The 17,842-nt window shown below is 64.8% G+C and carries 17 protein-coding genes and 2 tRNA genes; 6 read left to right on the top strand and 13 right to left on the bottom strand.

Going from position 1 to position 17,842, the window contains the following annotated elements; all coding sequences use genetic code 11:
- Positions 1 to 7: 7 nt before the first annotated feature.
- Complete coding sequence (rlmD, locus tag B7G53_RS12055; protein WP_096667915.1) at positions 8 to 1,507, bottom strand: 23S rRNA (uracil(1939)-C(5))-methyltransferase RlmD; 1,500 nt, start codon at positions 1,505 to 1,507, stop codon at positions 8 to 10.
- Positions 1,508 to 1,575: 68 nt separating this feature from the next.
- Here rlmD and B7G53_RS12050 point away from each other — a divergent pair, with 68 nt between their 5' ends.
- Positions 1,576 to 2,001 (top strand): VOC family protein, encoded by a 426-nt coding sequence (locus B7G53_RS12050; RefSeq protein WP_096667913.1) that lies wholly within the window; start codon positions 1,576 to 1,578, stop codon positions 1,999 to 2,001.
- A 119-nt stretch (positions 2,002 to 2,120) separates the two neighbouring features.
- Here B7G53_RS12050 and B7G53_RS12045 read toward each other — a convergent pair whose 3' ends face one another.
- The 3 genes from B7G53_RS12045 to surE form a co-directional block, all read right to left on the bottom strand.
- A complete protein-coding gene (locus B7G53_RS12045; protein WP_096667987.1) occupies positions 2,121 to 3,032 on the bottom strand; it encodes a peptidoglycan DD-metalloendopeptidase family protein in 912 nt (303 codons plus the stop codon).
- Positions 3,033 to 3,146: 114 nt separating this feature from the next.
- Positions 3,147 to 4,019 (bottom strand): protein-L-isoaspartate(D-aspartate) O-methyltransferase, encoded by an 873-nt coding sequence (locus B7G53_RS12040; RefSeq protein ID WP_096667911.1) that lies wholly within the window; start codon positions 4,017 to 4,019, stop codon positions 3,147 to 3,149.
- The gene (surE, locus tag B7G53_RS12035; protein WP_096667909.1) at positions 4,016 to 4,840 is read right to left on the bottom strand and encodes a 5'/3'-nucleotidase SurE; all 825 of its coding nucleotides are present in this window, start codon (positions 4,838 to 4,840) and stop codon (positions 4,016 to 4,018) included. The genes B7G53_RS12040 and surE overlap by 4 nt, the downstream gene beginning before the upstream one ends.
- 105 nt (positions 4,841 to 4,945) lie before the next feature.
- Here surE and B7G53_RS12030 point away from each other — a divergent pair, with 105 nt between their 5' ends.
- Both B7G53_RS12030 and B7G53_RS12025 read left to right on the top strand, forming a co-directional pair.
- Positions 4,946 to 5,920, top strand: coding sequence for an NADPH:quinone oxidoreductase family protein (locus B7G53_RS12030; RefSeq protein WP_096667907.1), 975 nt, complete (start codon positions 4,946 to 4,948; stop codon positions 5,918 to 5,920).
- A 127-nt stretch (positions 5,921 to 6,047) separates the two neighbouring features.
- Positions 6,048 to 6,488, top strand: coding sequence for a response regulator (locus B7G53_RS12025; protein WP_096667905.1), 441 nt, complete (start codon positions 6,048 to 6,050; stop codon positions 6,486 to 6,488).
- 61 nt (positions 6,489 to 6,549) lie between these two features.
- On the opposite strand, the gene B7G53_RS12020 is transcribed toward B7G53_RS12025, so the two are convergent.
- From B7G53_RS12020 to B7G53_RS11995, 6 genes are all read right to left on the bottom strand, one after another.
- Positions 6,550 to 6,625 (bottom strand) — tRNA-His (locus B7G53_RS12020).
- A 54-nt stretch (positions 6,626 to 6,679) separates the two neighbouring features.
- The gene (locus tag B7G53_RS12015; protein ID WP_096667903.1) at positions 6,680 to 8,590 is read right to left on the bottom strand and encodes a SurA N-terminal domain-containing protein; all 1,911 of its coding nucleotides are present in this window, start codon (positions 8,588 to 8,590) and stop codon (positions 6,680 to 6,682) included.
- A gap of 97 nt (positions 8,591 to 8,687) precedes the next feature.
- Positions 8,688 to 8,763 (bottom strand) — tRNA-Val (locus B7G53_RS12010).
- A 25-nt stretch (positions 8,764 to 8,788) separates the two neighbouring features.
- Positions 8,789 to 9,061, bottom strand: a complete 273-nt coding sequence (locus B7G53_RS12005) for an HU family DNA-binding protein (RefSeq protein WP_026779519.1) — start codon at positions 9,059 to 9,061, stop codon at positions 8,789 to 8,791.
- A 267-nt stretch (positions 9,062 to 9,328) separates the two neighbouring features.
- Positions 9,329 to 10,429, bottom strand: coding sequence for a tartrate dehydrogenase (locus tag B7G53_RS12000; protein ID WP_096667901.1), 1,101 nt, complete (start codon positions 10,427 to 10,429; stop codon positions 9,329 to 9,331).
- 26 nt (positions 10,430 to 10,455) lie between these two features.
- A complete protein-coding gene (locus B7G53_RS11995) occupies positions 10,456 to 11,334 on the bottom strand; it encodes an alpha/beta fold hydrolase (protein WP_096667899.1) in 879 nt (292 codons plus the stop codon).
- 74 nt (positions 11,335 to 11,408) lie between these two features.
- On the opposite strand from B7G53_RS11995, the gene B7G53_RS11990 reads away from it, so the two are divergent.
- Positions 11,409 to 12,362, top strand: a complete 954-nt coding sequence (locus tag B7G53_RS11990) for a LysR family transcriptional regulator (RefSeq protein ID WP_096667897.1) — start codon at positions 11,409 to 11,411, stop codon at positions 12,360 to 12,362.
- A gap of 12 nt (positions 12,363 to 12,374) precedes the next feature.
- Here the strand turns inward: B7G53_RS11990 and B7G53_RS11985 are convergent, their stop codons facing one another.
- The 3 genes from B7G53_RS11985 to uvrC all read right to left on the bottom strand — a co-directional run bounded on the left by B7G53_RS11985 (position 12,375) and on the right by uvrC (position 15,906).
- Positions 12,375 to 13,283, bottom strand: a complete 909-nt coding sequence (locus B7G53_RS11985; RefSeq protein ID WP_255249987.1) for a DMT family transporter — start codon at positions 13,281 to 13,283, stop codon at positions 12,375 to 12,377.
- Positions 13,280 to 13,846 carry a CDP-diacylglycerol--glycerol-3-phosphate 3-phosphatidyltransferase gene (gene pgsA, locus B7G53_RS11980; RefSeq protein ID WP_096667895.1) on the bottom strand — a complete coding sequence of 189 codons (567 nt, stop codon included), beginning with the start codon at positions 13,844 to 13,846 and terminating at the stop codon, positions 13,280 to 13,282. Before pgsA ends, B7G53_RS11985 begins: the two co-directional genes overlap by 4 nt.
- 128 nt (positions 13,847 to 13,974) lie before the next feature.
- Complete coding sequence (gene uvrC, locus B7G53_RS11975; protein WP_096667893.1) at positions 13,975 to 15,906, bottom strand: excinuclease ABC subunit UvrC; 1,932 nt, start codon at positions 15,904 to 15,906, stop codon at positions 13,975 to 13,977.
- A 95-nt stretch (positions 15,907 to 16,001) separates the two neighbouring features.
- Between uvrC and earP the strand changes: the two genes are divergently transcribed.
- The gene (earP, locus tag B7G53_RS11970; RefSeq protein WP_096667891.1) at positions 16,002 to 17,126 is read left to right on the top strand and encodes an elongation factor P maturation arginine rhamnosyltransferase EarP; all 1,125 of its coding nucleotides are present in this window, start codon (positions 16,002 to 16,004) and stop codon (positions 17,124 to 17,126) included.
- The gene (locus B7G53_RS11965; protein WP_096667889.1) at positions 17,123 to 17,782 is read left to right on the top strand and encodes a response regulator; all 660 of its coding nucleotides are present in this window, start codon (positions 17,123 to 17,125) and stop codon (positions 17,780 to 17,782) included. Before earP ends, B7G53_RS11965 begins: the two co-directional genes overlap by 4 nt.
- Positions 17,783 to 17,842 lie beyond the last annotated feature (60 nt).

Below are 17,842 nucleotides of genomic sequence, written 5' to 3'. Positions count from 1 at the left end.
TACGTCCTCATGGGACGGCGCCGACCGGAAGCCGCTCAAACACGGCCATCGACTCCACATGCGCGGTGTGCGGAAACATGTTGACCACACCGGCGGCCGTACAGCGGTAACCCGCGTCATGCACCAGCACGCCCGCATCACGCGCCAGCGTCGCCGGGTTGCAGCTGACATAGACGATGCGCTGCGGCGGCGTCCAGTCGCCGATCTGCAGGTTTTGCTGCCCGCCAGCATCGTCGCAAGGCACACCGGTCACGGTCTGCTGGTGCAGCGCGGCCAGCGCCTTGAACAGCTCGAACGCGCCTTCGCGCGGCGGATCGACCAGCCACTTGTCGGCGGCGCCGTCCCTGACCAGCATGCCGGGGCTGATCTCGAACAGGTTGCGCGCTACAAATTTGGTAGCTGCCAGCGCCCGCCCCTTCTGGGCTGAAACCTTGTTTGATGCATAGTTTTCGCGCGAGCGGGCGACCAGCACCTCGCTGCCCTCGATGCCCAGCACCTCGCGCGCCTGGGTGGCCAGCGGCAAGGTGAAATTGCCGAGGCCGCAAAACCAGTCGATCACGCGCTCGTGCGCCTGCACGCCGAGCAGGCGCAGCGCGCGCGACACCAGCACCTGGTTGATGTGCGGGTTGACCTGGGTGAAGTCGGTCGGCTTGAAGGGCATGGTGATGCCATAGTCAGGCAGGCCGTAGGCCAGCTGCTGCGCCGGATCGGTCATCTCATCGAGCAGCTTGACCGTCTCCAGCCCGCCGGGCTGCAGCCACCATTGCAGGCCGGGATGGGCCAGCGCAAAGGCGCGCAGCTTGCCCAGGTCGCCGGCGGACAGCGGCTCCATGTGGCGCAGCACCATGGCCGTCACCGTGTCGCCGCAGGCCAGCTCGATCTGCGGCAGGGTTTCCTTGGCGTCCATGCCGGCGATCAGCGCGCGCAGCGGCAACAGCAGGTCGCTGACATGCCTGGGCAACACATGGCACTCGCGCATGTCGGCGACATACCCGCTCTTGCGTTCATGAAAGCCCACCAGCACCTCGCCCTTCTTGCGCACAAAACGCACCGACAGGCGGGCCCGGTAGCGGTAGTTCCAGGCCGGGCCTTCAATCGGCCTGAGCACCATGTCGGGCTTGAGCTTGCCGATGTGCCAGAGGTTGTCTTCGAGCACACGCTGCTTGACGGCCACCTGGGCGCCCACCTGCAGGTGCTGCATCTTGCAGCCGCCGCAGGCGCCGGTGTGCAGGCCGAAATGCGGGCACTGCGGACGCACGCGCTGCGAGGACTCGTGCAGCACGGCCATCAGCGTGGCTTTCTCAAAACTCGGTTTCTTGCGGTAGACGCTGGCGCTGACGGTCTCGAAAGGCAAGGCGCCTTCGATGAACACCACCTTGCCGTCCTCCCGGTGCGCAATGCCCTGGGCCTCGATGTCGAGCGACTCGACGGTGAGCACATCGGGCGGGTAATCGGTGGGCGCGGGGGCCGGCTGGTGCTGCGGCTGCTGGTGTTTTCTTCTGGACATCCCCCATTGTCTCAGGCTGCGCTACCATTTTCGGAACCCCCACACCCGACAGACAAGAGGAGCGAAGCATGGACCTACGCATCTGCATCGACGTGAATGACATGGAACGCGCCGTCGCGTTTTACACGGGCGGGCTCGGCCTGCGCTGCGGCCGGCGCTTCCAGAGCGGCTTTGTGGAACTGCTGGGCGCCAGCAGCCCGCTGGACCTGCTGCTCAATGCGCCTGGAACCCACCCTGTTGCCGGCAGCACCACGACGCGCAGCTACGACCGCCACTGGACGCCGGTGCACCTGGACTTCGTGGTGGACGACATCGACGCCGCCGTCAGCCGGCTGCTGCAGCACGGCGCCGTGCTCGAGCAGCCGGTGACAGACCGCGTCTGGGGCCGCATCGCCGGGCTGGCCGATCCTTTCGGCCACGGCATTGATCTGCTGCAGTTCACCGGCCGCGATTATGACGAGATCCCCACCGGCCAGGATCCGCTACCAAGCTGATAGCAGCTTGCGACCACCCAATAAAGGCCTCAGGTCAATTTTATACATCAACGGACCGCCACCGGGCCATGAAAAAAGCCCTGCATGCAGGGCTTTGTGGTTCGAAGCGAAACGCCGGTTTATTTGGCGGGCAGGAACTTGGCCGGGTCCACCGGCTTGCCCTGCTTGCGGATTTCAAAATGCAGCTTGACGCGGTCGGCGTCGCTGGCGCCCATTTCGGCAATCTTCTGGCCCTTGCGCACCGACTGGTCTTCCTTGACCAGCAGGGTGTGGTTGTGCGCGTAGGCGGTCAGGAAGGTGTTGTTGTGCTTGAGGATGATCAGGTTGCCGTATCCGCGCAGGCCGGCGCCGGCATAGACCACGCGGCCATCGGCGGACGCCATCACCGGGTCGCCGGTTTTGCCCGCGATGTCCATGCCCTTGTTCTTGGCCTCGTCAAAACCTGCCAGCACCGTACCCTGCGCCGGCCAGATCCAGGCGACATCGTCGTCGCCGCCCGACGCGGCAGCCGGTGGTGTCGATGGTGCCGATGTCGCCGGTTTGGCGGCGCTGGCGCTGGTGGTCGCCGGGGCGCTGCTGGCAGGTGCCGGCGGGGTCGGTGTGACCGAGCTGGACGTCACCGGCCGGGACACGGCCACCGAGCTCTCGACCGGTGGCGTCACGCGCAACACCTGGCCGACTTCGATCAGGTTGGGGTTCTCAAGATTGCTCCAGCGCCCGATGTCGCGCCAGTTCTGCCCGGTGTCCAGCCCGATGCGGATCAGGGTGTCACCCGGCTTGACGGTGTAGTAGCCGGGCTTGCCGGCGTTTTCGGCACCCGGCAGCGGCTTGACACTGGCAGGGTCGACCGCGCCCACAGGCGCACGCCCCATGCCGGCGCCGCGGTCCTCGACCGGTGCGCGGCCCAGGCTGCGCGTTCCGCAGGCGGACAGCAGCAGGACTGCGGCGGCCAGAAAACAGGTCGTCAGCAGGCGGCCAGCACGCTGTCCGCCGGGGCGGTTTTCAGGAGCCGTGGAAAGAGACGCTGTCATGGCCGATCCGGCTTGTTCGTTCATTGTTTGATTCACCCTTTTTGCAAAGCTTCTTGTCAATTCTGCGTTCGTGACGCTGGGAGACACCATGAACGTACTTGGGTTCATGCCTGCTCAGCTGGTTCCCGATTTTAAAGGTACAAAGTGCACGGCCTCCAGAACAGTCTGTGTAACACCGTTCGCCGTCCTGTCAAGCACCACCAGCGCCTGCGCACCGCCGGCCACATGCATGGGCGCCACGAGGCGACCGCCGACCGCGAGTTGCTCGACCCAGGCCGGCGGAATCGCCTCGCCGCCGGCCGCCGCAATGATGGCCGCGTAAGGAGCCCCCTTGGCATAACCGGCCATGCCGTCGCCAAACAGCAAATGCACGTTGGCCAGGCGAAAGGCCCGCAGGTTCTCGCGCGCCTTGTCGTGCAGCCCGCGCAGGCGCTCGATGCTATAGACCTCGGTGGCGAGCTGCCCCAGCAGGGCCGCCTGGTAGCCACAGCCGGTGCCGATTTCCAGCACGCGCCCCAGCTTGCCTTCGGGGCTGCCCGCGCCCTGGCGCAACAGCTCGAGCATGCGCGCCACCACATTGGGCTTGGAGATGGTCTGGCCCAGCCCGATCGGCAGGCTGGTGTCTTCATAGGCCTGGTTGACCAGCGCCGTGTCGACAAAGCGGTGGCGCTCGACATGGCCCATGGCGGCGAGCACCTGGGCGTCCGAAATGCCCTGTGCCGCAAGCTTGCTGACCATGCGCGTACGCACCGCCCGGGAGTCCAGGCCGACACCGCTCGTGAGCACGGTTTTGACCGGTTTTTTGGAGTCAAAAATGCCTGTATCCCTTTCCGGATGGGCGCGACCAGCTACTTTTTTAGTAGCAGATGGCGTGCCGGCATCAGGCTCGAGGCGAACCGGAAAGCCCGGCCGCCGGGCCGGCGTGGCGCCGGCCGCGCTGGCCGCCGCAGCGGACGGATTGAAGGGCGGCTTCAGCGGGGACGTCATGCCGCAGCTTGGGCGGGCTGGGCCACCGGCCCGCTGCGGACGGCCTGGCTCAGCTGGTCGGCCGTCTGCGCCCAGTAGGGCAGCCGCTCATGGTCCGTCAGGTCGACCTGCAACGGCGTGATCGAGACAAAGCCGTGCCGGGTGGCAAAAAAGTCCGTGCCCTCGCCCTCTTCCTTGGCCGCGCCGGCGCTGCCTATCCAGTACATGGTTTCGCCGCGCGGACTGGTCTGCATGATGACCCGCTCCGCCGCGTGGCGCCGGCCCAGGCGGCAGACCTTGAAGCCCTGGATCTGCGCGTCCGGCAGGTTGGGAATGTTCACATTGAGCAGCCAGGGCGCCAGCGTCGGCTGCGCACCTTCGGCAATCTTCTCGAGCGAAGGCATGAGCTGCTGCACCAGGTCGCGCGCACGCCGCCCGGCCACGTCAATGTGGGCCCAGCCCTTGTCGGTCTGCGAAAACGCAATTGAGGGAATGCCAAACAGATACCCTTCCATGGCGGCCCCCACCGTGCCCGAATAAATCGTGTCGTCACCCATGTTGGCGCCGTTGTTGATGCCCGAGACCACCAGGTCCGGCCGGTAGCCGAGCAGCCCGGTCAGCGCAATGTGCACACAGTCGGCGGGCGTGCCGTTGATGTAGCGAAAACCGTTGGCCGCCGTCTGCACGTACATCGGCGAATGCAGGGTCAGCGCGTTCGATTTGGCGCTGTTGTTCTGCTCGGGTGCAACAACCTCCACGTCGGCAATGTCCTTCAGGGCCTCGTACAGGGCAATGATGCCGGAGGCCTGGTAGCCGTCGTCGTTGCAGATCAGGATTTTCATGATCTGATTTTAAGGTCTCAAGGGTGACAAACCGGAGCCATGCCATGTCTATTTGGCCCCGCAACCTGCCTATGATGTGTTCACTTGACCCCAACGGAGACCCCCATGCATGCCTGGCTTTGTGAAGACCCCACCGGCGTTGACGCCCTGACTTGGAAAGAACTGCCCACGCCCGAGCCCAAGGCCGGCGAGGTGCTGATCGAGATCAAGGCCGCCAGCCTGAATTTCCCCGACCTGCTGATTGTCCAGAACAAGTACCAGATGAAACCGCCGCTGCCTTTTGTGCCGGGCTCTGAATACGCGGGCATCGTGCAGGCCGTCGGCGAGGGCGTCAAGCACCTGAAGGTCGGCCAGAACGTGGCCTGCCTGTCAGGCACCGGCGGTTTTGCCACCCACACCATCGCACCGGCGGCCCTGTGCATGCCGCTGCCGGACGGCTTTCCGTTTGTCGATGCCGCAGCCTTCATCATGATTTACGCGACCTCCCACCACGCGCTGGTGGACCGCGCACAGCTCAAGGCCGGTGAAACCGTGCTGGTGCTGGGTGCGGCCGGCGGCGTCGGCACCTCGGCCATCCAGATCGCCAAGGCCATGGGCGCCAAGGTGATTGCGGCCGCCTCCACCGACGACAAATGCGCACTGTGCAAATCCATAGGCGCCGATGCCACCATCAACTACAGCACCGAGAACCTGCGCGAGGCCATCAAGACGCTGACCGACGGCAAGGGCCCCGACGTGATTTACGACCCGGTGGGCGGCGATTTCGCCGAGCCGGCCTTTCGCTCCATCGCCTGGCGCGGCCGCTACCTGGTGGTGGGCTTTGCGTCCGGCCCCATTCCCTCGCTGCCACTGAACCTGACGCTGCTCAAGGGGGCATCCATCGTTGGCGTGTTCTGGGGCGGCTTTGCCAAGAACGAACCCAAGGCCAGCGCGGCAGCCCTGGCCGAACTGGCGCAGTGGTACGCGCAAGGCAAGATCAAGCCGGTCATCGACCGCACCATGCCCATGGCCGAACTCAAGGCGGCGTACGCCCACATGGGCTCGCGCGGCGTCAAGGGCAAACTGGTGATGGTGAACTGAGGATGAGGGCCAACCGGGGGTCCCCTCCGGTTCCCTGGCGCCCGGGCGTGGAACTGTTACGCAGCACATCCCGGACACCGCATGCTTTGGGGGTATATTGGTAGGTCCTTAGCAATCGAGGAAGCCAATGGGCATACCAACCTTGCTGGTGGTGGAAGACAATCCTGACCACCTTGAACTGACCCTGACCATCCTGGAGCAAAACGGGGCGTCCCACCACATCGTGGTGGCCCGCGACGGTCAGGAAGCCCTGGACTACCTGTTCTGCCAGGGCCCCTACAGCGACCGCAACCCCGACGAACAGCCCGAACTCGTGCTGCTGGACCTCGGCCTGCCCAAACTGAACGGCCTGCAGGTGCTGCAGTGCATGCGCGAAGATCCACGCACTTTTTTCGTCCCGGTGGTCATGCTGACCTCGGCGAGCGAGCAGTCCGATGTAATCCTGGCCCTGAAAGGCGGACTCAACAGCTACGTCAGCAAGCCGCTCGACTTTCGTGATTTCGAAGCCCGGCTCGAGGAAGTCAGGGAATACTGGCGCCTGTCCGGCCTGGCCCCCCTGAGCGCCTGAACCACGCTTGTGCACCGCCCAAGAAAAAAGCCCCTTTGCAGGGGCTTTTTTCTTGAAATACTGGGGTGGCTGATGGGGCTCGAACCCACGACAACAGGAATCACAATCCTGGACTCTACCAACTGAGCTACAGCCACCGAAGCCTCACATTATAGCGGTAACTGCGCGTCTAATGCGCCGCGCCCGCGGCTTTATGCGCCGGCTTTTCGCTCGGCGGGCTTAGCCACCTTGATGTCGGCCTTGAAACGCTCTTTCAGGATGTTGTAGTACGCCAGGCTTTCCGCGGATGTCCACCACTGGGTGTACTGGGCCTGGTCCTGCTGGGCGATGTCGGCGGCTTGTGCCGGGCGCGGCAGCACCTTGGTCACCCGGACAATGGCGTAACCTTGCGCGCCCAGGTCCACGCCCACCAGCGCGGGGCCGGCAGCCGCGTCTGCGCTGAGCGCGGCGCTGACCACCGGCGCGGGCAACTGCTGCGTCTGGTCGCGCGAGATCACCACCGCTGCCGGGAACGTGGCGGCTGCAGGGCTGGCTTTCCAGGCCGCGAGTTTTTCGGCGCCGTCCTTGCGGGCCAGCTCGGCGCCGCGCTGCTGCTGCAGGCGTGCACGCACGCGATCCCTGACCTCTGCCAACGGCAAGGTCCGGGCCGGGGTGTACTGGGTGATGCGGCCGGACACCAGCTGGCTGGGGCCTGCCTCAAGGGCTTCGGTGTTGCGCTTTTTTTCCACCGAATCGGGCGAAAACAGGGCCGCCAGGAACTTCGGGTTGGCCAGCACGCCGGCGGCGCCTGCCACGGGGGTACGCGTCAACTTGGCGGCTGTCTTGACCTCGAGCTTGAGTCGCTCGGCGATCGGGCGCAGGGTGTCGGACTGTTCATACACCGCGTTGCTGAAGGTTTCGGCGGTCTCGGCAAATTTCTTCTGCGCCAGTTGCTGCCTGAGTTCCGCCTCCAGCGCGGGCTTCATCTCTTCGTAGGTCTTCTGTTTCGGGACCTTGACGTCGGTCAGCTTGATGATGTGGTAGCCAAACTCGGTTTCCACCACGTCGCTGATATCGCCCTTCTTCATTGCAAAGGCGGCGTCGGCGAAGGGTTTGACCATGGCATTGCGCGCAAAGAAGTCGAGGTCGCCGCCGGCTGCGGCAGAGCCGGTGTCCTGCGAATTCTTGCGGGCCAGCTCGGCGAAGGTGTCAGGGGCTTTCCGGGCGGCGGCAAGCAACTGCTCGGCTTTCGCCTTGGCCTTTTCGCGGTCGGCCGCGGGTGCGGAGGCCGGCGCCTCAATCAGGATGTGGCTGGCGCGGCGCTCTTCATTGCCTGCCAGCTTTGGCGCGTTCTGTTCAAAATAGGTCTTCAGGTCGGCTTCGTTGACCGTGATGCCTTTTTTCACGGCGTCGAGATCCAGCACCACGTATTCGACGTTGGCTTCTTCGGGTGCCTGGAACAAGGCCTGGTTGTCCTTGTAGAACTGCTCCAGTTCCGCATCGCTGGGGTTGACCTTGGCGGCATAGTCGGCCGTGTTGAAACGTGCCACCTGCGCCTCGCGCTTCTCAAAGAAGGCATTGAGTGACACGTCCGCCACGGCCTTCGACGCAAAGCCCGTGCCGGAGACACCCAGCATGACCTGGCGCGAGGCCAGGTCGGCGCGCAGGCCCGCTTCGTACTGCTCCGGCGCCATGCCCGTTTGCGCGATGAAGCCGGCGCGGTCAAACTTGCCGTCCGGCAGCCTGAAGGCGGCGATGGCCTTGTCCTCGGCATACAGCCGCTGCAGTTTCTGGTCCGCAACCACCAGGCCGCTCTTGGCCGCCGCAGCCGCCAGCACGCGGTCGCGCACCAGGCGCTCCAGCGTGCCATAACGCGCTTCAGGCGAATCCAGCAGCTTGACATCCAGCGTCGGCATCGATGCGCTGAGGCGGCTCACCTCGTTCTGGTGCGCTGCATCCCATTCGGGCTGCGTGATGTCCTTGCCGTCGACGACGGCTACAACCCCGCCGCCGCCAGCGGTGGGACCGTTGTTGTTCATGCCGACCAATATGAAGGACGGAACAATCAGCAAAAACAGCAATGCCATCGTGACCTTGGTGTGCTTGCGAATGAAATCAAACATCTCGAATTTCCTGTGCGGCTGTCAATCGGCCATTTAAAACTTGCGTCAAGCCATCAATGAAAAAGGCGAACATCTGTTCGCCTTTTTGTCCAGTCGGTGGTGGGTGCTGACGGGCTCGAACCGCCGACCTACGCCGTGTAAGGGCGCTGCTCTACCAACTGAGCTAAGCACCCCACCTCAACTTTTACTTCATGCCCATCAGTTCAGTGCGTCCTTGAGCGCTTTGCCGGGACGGAACTTGGGCACCTTGGCTGCCTTGATTTTAATCGCATCGCCGGTACGCGGGTTGCGGCCGGTGCGGGCAGCACGTTTGCCCACGGCAAAAGTGCCAAAACCCACCAGAGACACGGAGCCTCCTTTTTTCAGGGTTGACTTGACAGCGCCAATGGTTGACTCCAGCGCGCGCGTTGCGGCAGCTTTGGAAATGTCAGCGTTCTTGGCAATGTGCTCGATCAGTTCAGTCTTGTTCACAAGGAGCCCCTCGTTGTTAAAAGTTAATCTGGTTGTCTCTTGGATATCTCCCCTGGACACCTGTCACAAAGATGGCAGCGGGAGGCGGCATGTGCAGATCGTCTGCTGATTCCAATTAGAGCCATGGACTCCCATCGTGTCAATACAACATCAGATTTTTACAACGTGCGGTGGCGGATTCTAGCCTTATTTCTCACGCTTTCACGCCCTGTTCGTAAGCACACCCTGCATTTCAGGGGCCACCTGCCACAGACTGAACCGCGCGCCTCAACCCAGCGCCGCGGCAATGGCCTTGCCGACATCGGCCGTGCTGGCCGTGCCTCCGAGGTCGGGCGTGCGCGGCGCACCACTGTTGGGAGCCAGGACTTTTTCGATCGCGGCAAGCACCGCATCATGCGCATCCTTGTGCCCCAGGAACTCCAGCATCATGGCACCGCACCAGATCTGCCCGATCGGGTTCGCAATGGCGCGGCCCGCAATGTCCGGCGCCGATCCGTGCACCGGTTCGAACAGCGAAGGAAACTTCCGCTCCGGATTGAGGTTGGCACTGGGGGCGATGCCGATAGTGCCCGTGCAGGCCGGACCGAGGTCGCTCAGGATGTCGCCGAACAGATTGCTGGCAACCACCACATCGAAAAAATCGGGACGCTGGACAAAGTGCGCCGTCAGGATGTCGATGTGGAACTTGTCGAGCTGGATGCCGGGATAACCCTTGGCCATTTCGGCAACACGTTCATCCCAGTAAGGCATGGAGATGGAAATGCCGTTGGACTTGGTCGCGCTGGTCAGGTGTTTCTTCGGACGCGATTGCGCCAGTTCGAAGGCGAACTTGAGCACGCGGTCCACGCCGATGCGCGTGAACACCGACTCCTGCAATACAAACTCGCGGTCCGTTCCGGGAAAAGCCCTGCCGCCAATGCTCGAGTACTCGCCCTCGGTGTTTTCGCGCACGATGTAAAAATCAATTTCGCCGGGCGCGCGGGCCGAGCCATCACGCCGCACGACGGGCGCGATGATGCCGGGCATCAGGCGCGCGGGCCGCAGGTTGATGTACTGGTCGAACTCGCGGCGAAACAGCAGCAGCGATCCCCACAGGGACACGTGGTCGGCAATCTTGTCAGGCCAGCCGACCGCGCCGAAATAAATCGCATCATGTCCACCGATCTGGTCTTTCCAGTCGTCCGGCATCATCTTGCCGTGTTTCTCGAAGTAGTCCCAGCTCGAAAAATCAAAATGATCAAACTGCAGGTCGATACCGAACTTGACCGCAGCCGCCTCCATCACGCGAATGCCTTCAGGCATCACTTCCTTGCCAATGCCGTCGCCGGCGATGACGGCGATCTTTTTCTTTCCAGTGTTCTTGCTCATGTTTGTCTTCCTTGGGTTTCAGGGTTTTAGGGTTTGAAAAAATTCAGGGCTTGCGCCAGCAGCAGTGCCGGCGCCTCTTCTGCAATGTAATGGCCACAGGGCAGGCTCAGGCCCGAAACGTCAGCGGCGCGTTCGCGCCAGAGACGCAGCACGTCGAAACACTGGCCAACCGCGCCATGCTCGCCCCAGAGGACCTGCAGGGGCTGCGTCAGCCGCTTTGCCGCGGCCACATCGGCTCGGTCGTGCTCCAGATCCACCGTGGCTGACGCGCGATAGTCCTCACAAATGCTCACCGCCGTGCCGGGAATCCGGACACAGCGCTCGTACTCGGCCAGCGCGGCCGGCGCAAAGGCGGCCAGGCCGGCATGGCGCTTGCCCATCACGCTGCGCAGGTAGCGTTCCGGACCGGATTCAATCAGGGCTTCCGGCAGGGGCGGCGGCTGGATCAGGAAGAACCAGTGCCAGTAGGCACGCGCAAAAGCCTCCGAGGTGTTCTCGTACATGGCCAGCGTGGGCGCGATGTCGAGCAGCATCAGGCGCTGCACGGCCGCGGGGTGATCGGCGGCCAGCCGGTGCGCCACGCGCGCACCGCGGTCGTGGGCCAGCACCTGGAACGTGTCGAAGCCGTGGTGCTGCATCACCGCCAGCGCATCCCGCGCCATTTCGCGCTTCGAATAAGCCAGGTGCCCGGGATCCGCAGCCGGCCGGCCGGAATCGCCATAACCGCGCAGGTCCATCATGACCACGGTGAAATGCTGGGCGAGCGCGGGGGCCACCGCGTGCCACATCACGTGGGTCTGCGGGTGGCCGTGCAGCAGCAACAGCGGCGCGCCCTGCCCGCCCTTGCGGCCGTGCAGCGCGACCGCTCCGCGGCTGGCTTCGAAAGTCTCGAATGCTTCAAACATGCAGCGATTGTGATTGCCAGATCCCCTTGAATCAAGAAATAATCTGATAATTGATTATTCTCAAAATGGAAATTATGGAACGTGCCGACCTGGCCCTGGTGGTCGCGATTCAGCAGCATGGCAGCCTCGTGGCCACCGCCGAGGCGCTGCAGATGGCGCCTTCGGCCGTGACCAAACGCCTGGCCCAGTTGGAGGCTGACCTCGGCCTGCTGCTGTTTCAGCGCACCACCCGGCGGGTGGCCGCCACCCTCGAAGGCGAGTTGCTGTGCGAACGTGCGCGCCTGATGCTGGCGCAGTTCGATGCGCTGGAGCAGTCCCTGCAGGAACGCAAGTCGGAAGCCTCGGGCCTGATCCGCCTGGCGGCGACCTTCGGCTTCGGCCGCATCTGGCTGGGGCCGGTGCTGGCCGAATTCCAGGCCAGGCACCCGGCCATCCAGATCCAGCTGCAGCTTTATGAACAACTGCCCGATCTGGCCGCGGAAGGGTTTGACGGCGCCGTCTGGCTCTGGTCCCCCCGGCCGCAACGCGCGAGCGAGTGGACGGCACGCAAGCTGGCCAGCAACCAGCGCGTGGTCGTGGCCGCTCCGGCCTATGTCCGCCAGCACGGCAAACCCGCCACGCCGGCGGAACTGGCGCAGCACAACTGCCTGATCGCGCGCGAGAACGATCGCCAGTTCGACACCTGGCACCTGCAGGCCGTGCGCGGCCCGCGAAGGAAATCCGGCGCTTCAGCAGAGGCACCGGCCGACCAGCGGGTCCGCGTGCGGGGCAGCCTGTCGTCCAACTCGGGCGAGCTGGTCCGCGACTGGTGTTTGCAGGGGCGCGGCGTGATGCTGCGCAGCCTGTGGGACGTGCAGGCCCAGCTCAGCGCGGGCAAGCTGGTGCGGCTGTTGCCGCAGTACGCCATGCTGGACGCCGACATCCAGTGGCTGGCGCCCTTCCGGCCACAGACACCGAGGCGGGTGCGTTTGCTGATTGACTGCCTGGCGGAAAAATTCAGGCACGAGCCCTGGCGCCTGCCCGCGTGACCCTGCAGCGGCTCAGGCGGCCCGGGTCGCGTTGCGCACCACCAGCCAGACCCCAAGTGCCGTCAGCGCGGTCCCCAGCACCGTGACCACGGTGATGGACTCGCCAAACAGCAACCAGGCCATCAGCGCGGTGGTGGGCGGCACCAGGTACAGCAGGCTGGTCACGGCCGTGGCCGCGCCGCGCTGGATCAGCATGTAGAGCAGCGAGCTGCCCCCCAGCGTGAGCGCAAGCACCGACCAGGCCAGCGCCCCCATGAACTCCGTGGTCAAGCGCACCGGCTCAGCCTCGAACCAGGCGAAAGGCAGCGTCACCAGCAGCGCCGCACCGAGCTGGATGGCGTTGGCGCTGCGCACATCGGCCGCCTGGACAAAACGCTTCTGGTACAGCGTGCCGATGGTGATGCTGAGCAGCGCAAACACAGCGCAAGCCAGCGTGTAGGCGGTGGCCTCGTTGCCCGCACCGAACTTGCGCGACACCACCAGCAGCAGGCCGGCCAGCCCGAGCACCAGGCCCAGCCACTGGCGGGCACTGACACGGTTGCTGCTCTGGCTGGCGTCGCCCATGCGCGAGACCCAGACCGCCGTCAACACCGGCTGCAGGCCGACGATCAGCGCCGACAGGCCCGACCCCATGCCGCCCTTGACGGCCGACCAGACTCCGCCGAGGTAACCCGCGTGAATCAGGATACCGGTGACACCGAGATGCAGCCACTGCGACCGGTTGGCTGGCCAGGCTACCCGGGCGATGGCGATCCAGACCAGGAAGCAGGCCAGCGACAACACGTAGCGGATGGCCAGAAAGGTCAGCGGCGGCGCATAAGGCAGGCCGTATTTGGCGACGATGAAGCCGGTGCTCCAGATCAGCACAAACACGGCCGGCATGGCCCGGATCAGGGCGCTGTTCGAGCCGGGCGAACTCATTTGGCGCGCGCGCGGATTTCGGGAATGGCTTTTTTCAGGTAGTAGGCCATGGACCAGACCGTCAGGATGGCCGACAGCCAGATCAGCCAGGTACCCCAGACGTTGGTGTTGATGGCGCCGAACAGGATGCCGTCAAACAGCAGGAAGGGAATCGCGACCATCTGCACCGTCGTCTTGATCTTGCCGAGCATGTGCACCGCCACGCTTTTGGTCGCGCCTATCAGCGCCATCCATTCGCGCAGGGCGGAAATGGCGATCTCGCGCCCGATGATGATGAGCGCCACAAACACGTCGGCGCGCTGCAGATGCACCAGCACCAGCAGGGAAGCACAGACGAGAAACTTGTCGGCCACCGGATCGAGAAAGGCGCCGAAGGAAGAGGTCTGGTTCAGCTTGCGGGCCAGGAAACCGTCGAGCCAGTCGGTGGCCGCGAACACCACGAACATGACGGTCGCAATCAGGTTGCGGCTGGCCGGCGTGATGTCGAGATAGAAAATACCCACGATCAGCGGAATCGCCACAATGCGCGTCCATGTCATCACGGTGGGTATGGTCAGAAACATGGCCTGATTTTGACATGCGCAGGGCCTGGCCGAACGTGCGGGCCGGCGGCACCCCTCAAATACCGCTGCTTTGACGCCACTTTCCCACCGCTTCGTGGCGCAAATACGTCTTGGACCATGAACGGGTCTCAGTGCAGCGCGCGGTAGATTTCTTCGGCAAGCTCGCGGGAAATGCCCTCCACCGTGGCAATGTCCTCGGCGCTGGCCGAACTCACGCCGCGTATGCCGCCGAAACGCTGCAGCAGGTTGGCGCGTTTTTTGGGGCCGATGCCGGCGATGTCTTCGAGGCGGCTGGCGCCCACGCGCACCTTGGCGCGTTTGGCGCGCATGCCGGTGATGGCAAAGCGGTGCGCCTCGTCGCGGATCTGGGCAATCAGCATCAGGGCCGCCGAGTCGCGACCCAGATAGACTTTCTCTCGGCCATCGGCAAAGACCAGCTCCTCGAGCCCGACCTTGCGGCCCTCGCCTTTCTCGACGCCGGCAATCAGGCCGAGGTCCAGGCCGAGTTCCTCAAACACCTCGCGCGCCATCGACACCTGGCCCTTGCCGCCATCGATCAGCACCAGGTCCGGCAGCCGGGCGGTGTTGTTGCGCGCCGCTTCGGCGAGCTTGCTGTAGCGGCGCATCAGCACCTGGCGCATGGCGGCGTAGTCGTCGCCCGGCGTGATGCCCTCGATGTTGTAGCGGCGGTATTCGGCGCTTTGCATCTTGTGGCCATGGAACACCACGCACGAGGCCTGGGTCGATTCACCGGCCGTGTGCGAGATGTCGAAACATTCGATGCGCAGCACATCGAGCTTGTCGAGCGGCAGGTCCAGCGCCTCGGCCAGCGCGCGTGTGCGCGCCTGCTGCGAGCCCTGCTCGGCCAGCAGCCGGGCCAGCTGCAGCTCGGCATTGGTCTGCGCCATCTCGAGCCAGATGCGGCGCTGCTCGCGCGGCTGGTGGACCGCCGTGACCTTGGTGCCGCTCTGCATGACCAGCGCGGCAATCAGTTCCTTGTCCACCGGTTCGCTGCACACCAGCACCGGCGGCACCGGCACACCCACATAGTGCTGGGCGATGAACGCCTCCAGCACCAGCGCCTCCAGTTTTTTGGCCTTGCCGGGCAAGGCGACCCCGCCGCCTTCACCGACTTCACCGCCTTCCACACTGTCTTCATCCAGTCCGGCCAGGTCGGCCGCGTGTTCGACATGCGTGGGGAAATACGGCCGGTCGCCCAGGTGCCGGCCGCCGCGCACCATGGCCAGGTTCACACAGGCCTTGCCGCCCAGCACCTTGACAGCGAGGATGTCCACGTCCTTGTCACCGCCGGTTTCCATGGACTGCTGGTGCAGCACCTTGGACAGCGCCGAGATCTGGTTGCGCAGTTCGGCCGCCTGCTCGAACTCCAGCTTTTCGGCGCGGCCCCGCATCTGCTTTTCCAGCTCGGTCAGGATCTCCCCGGCCTGGCCCTGCAGAAAACGCTCGGCGTTGGCCACGTCCAGCGCGTACTGCTCGGGCGTCACATGGCCGACACAGGGCGCCGAACAGCGCTTGATCTGGTACAGCAGGCAGGGCCGGGTGCGGTTGTTGAACACCGTGTCTTCACAGGTGCGCAGCTTGAACACCTTCTGCAGCAGCAAAATCGTTTCCTTGACCGCCCAGGCGCTGGGGTAAGGCCCGAAGTAGCGGTGCTTTTTTTCGACGGCGCCGCGGTAATAGGCCACGCGCGGAAAGTCGTGCGACGCCAGCTTGAGGTAGGGGTAGCTCTTGTCGTCCCGGAACAGGATGTTGTACTTCGGGTTCAGCGTCTTGATCAGGTTGTTTTCCAGCAGCAGCGCCTCGGCTTCGGAACGCACCACGGTGGTTTCCATGCGGGCGATCTTGGTCACCATGTGGCCGATGCGGGTGCCGCCGTGGTTTTTCTGGAAGTAGCTGGAGACCCGTTTCTTCAGGTCGCGCGCCTTGCCGACATACAGCACCGCGCCCTCGGCATCAAAGTAGCGGTAGACGCCGGGCATGGCCGGCAATGCCGCCACTTCGCTGAGCAGCTGGGGATCAAATTCGTGCAATGGCGTCATGGTGGTGAGGTGCGCGTTGGGCCGGCGAGTGCCGTCATCCGGAAGAAGTATCGGCATTTCTGGCTGGCAGCTCCCGTATTGTGGACAATCTCGACATGAATCATCGCCCGCAATGGGACATTTTTTGCAGGGTCATCGACAACCACGGCGACATCGGCGTCTGCTGGCGGCTCAGCGCGGAGCTGGCGGCACGCGGCCAGCGCGTGCGGCTGTGGGTGGACGATGCGTCGGCCCTGCACTGGATGGCGCCGGAAGGCTGCGACGGCGTCACCGTCCTGCCCTGGCTGGAACCGCTGGGCATGAACATCCTGCGCCTGGAAGCCGCGCCCTGCGAGGTGCTGGTGGAGGCCTTCGGCTGCGACATTGCTCCTGAATTCATAGCTGCCTGCGCAGACAAAGAAAGGGCTACAGGCCAAAAACCTGTATGGATCAACCTCGAATACCTGTCCGCCGAGCCGTATGTGGAGCGTTGCCATGCCCTGCCCTCGCCGGTGCTGCGCGGGCCGGCCGCCGGCTGGATCAAGTGGTTTTTTTACCCCGGTTTCAGCGCCACCACCGGCGGGCTGCTGCGCGAGTCCGCGCTGGCGGCGCGCCAGGCGGCGTTTGACCGCCAGGCCTGGCTGGCCGGGCGCGGCATCGACTGGAACGGCGAGACGCTGGTGTCGCTGTTCTGTTACGAGCCCCCCGCCCTGGCGCAGTTGCTGGACCAGTTGGTGCAGGCGGGCAGCACCGCCGCGCCGGTGCGCCTGCTTGTCACCGCCGGCCGCGCCAGCGCCGCCGTGCAGGCCGCGGTTCATGACAAAAAGTGGCCGCACCCCAACCAGCACGGGTGCGAGCCGCTATCAATTTCATACCTGCCCTGGCTGCGCCAGGATGATTTCGACCACCTGCTCTGGGCCTGCGACCTGAACTTTGTGCGCGGTGAAGATTCGGTGGTGCGTGCGCTCTGGGCCGGCCAGGCCTTCGTCTGGCAGATTTACCCGCAGGCCGACCAGGCCCACCAGGCCAAGCTGCAAGCCTTTCTCGACATGCTGCAGGCGCCGCCGTCGCTGCGGCGTTTTCACGAGGTGTGGAACGGCCTGCAGGGCGAGTTGCCGGCTCCCGACCTGCCGCTGTGGTCCGGCTGCGTCCGCGCAGCGCGGCAGCGCCTGCAGCAGCAGCCCGACCTGGCAACCCAGCTGCTGGACTTTGTCACGCAGAAACGGGAAGCGGCGCCATGAGGCTGCTGCTGGTGGAAGACGACACCATGATCGGCCGGGCGATGCGCCAGGGTCTGGCCGATGCCGGGTTCAGTGTGGACTGGGTCATGGAGGGCCACGCCGCCGAGCGCGCGCTGGCCAACGGGGTTTACGACCTGGCCGTGCTGGACCTCGGCCTGCCGGGCCAGGATGGCATGGCGGTGCTCAAGGGCCTGCGCACGCGCGGCAACGCCGTGCCGGTGCTGATCGTGACGGCGCGCGACGCCGTGTCCGACCGCATCGCCGGGCTCAATGCGGGCGCCGACGACTATGTGCTCAAGCCTTTCGACCTGGACGAACTGATCGCCCGCGTGCGTGCGCTGCTGCGCCGCCATGCCGGCGGCGGCTCCCCGCTGCTGCAATGCGGCGAGTTGGTCCTCGACCCGGTGCGCAAGCAAGTCAGCCTGAAAGGCGAAAACGTGAACCTGTCCGCCCGCGAATTCGCGCTGCTGGAGACCCTGATGCAGCGCCCCGGCGCCGTGCTGTCGCGGGCCCAGCTGGAAGACTCCATCTACGGCTGGGCCGAGGAAATCGGCAGCAACGCGGTCGAGGTCTACCTGCACAAGCTGCGCCGCAAGCTCGGCGCCGACACCATCCGCAATGTGCGTGGTGTCGGGTACAAGGTGGTGGCCCCATGAGCTACGCGGCGAGAGGCTCCGGCCTGCCGGGGATAGCCGCACAGAATAACGCTGCAAGGA

It is taken from the genome of Polaromonas sp. AET17H-212 (assembly GCF_002379085.1).
GTDB lineage: Bacteria > Pseudomonadota > Gammaproteobacteria > Burkholderiales > Burkholderiaceae_C > Polaromonas.
Note: the sequence above shows the minus strand (reverse complement) of the source record. Positions and strands in the feature narration are given on the sequence as shown.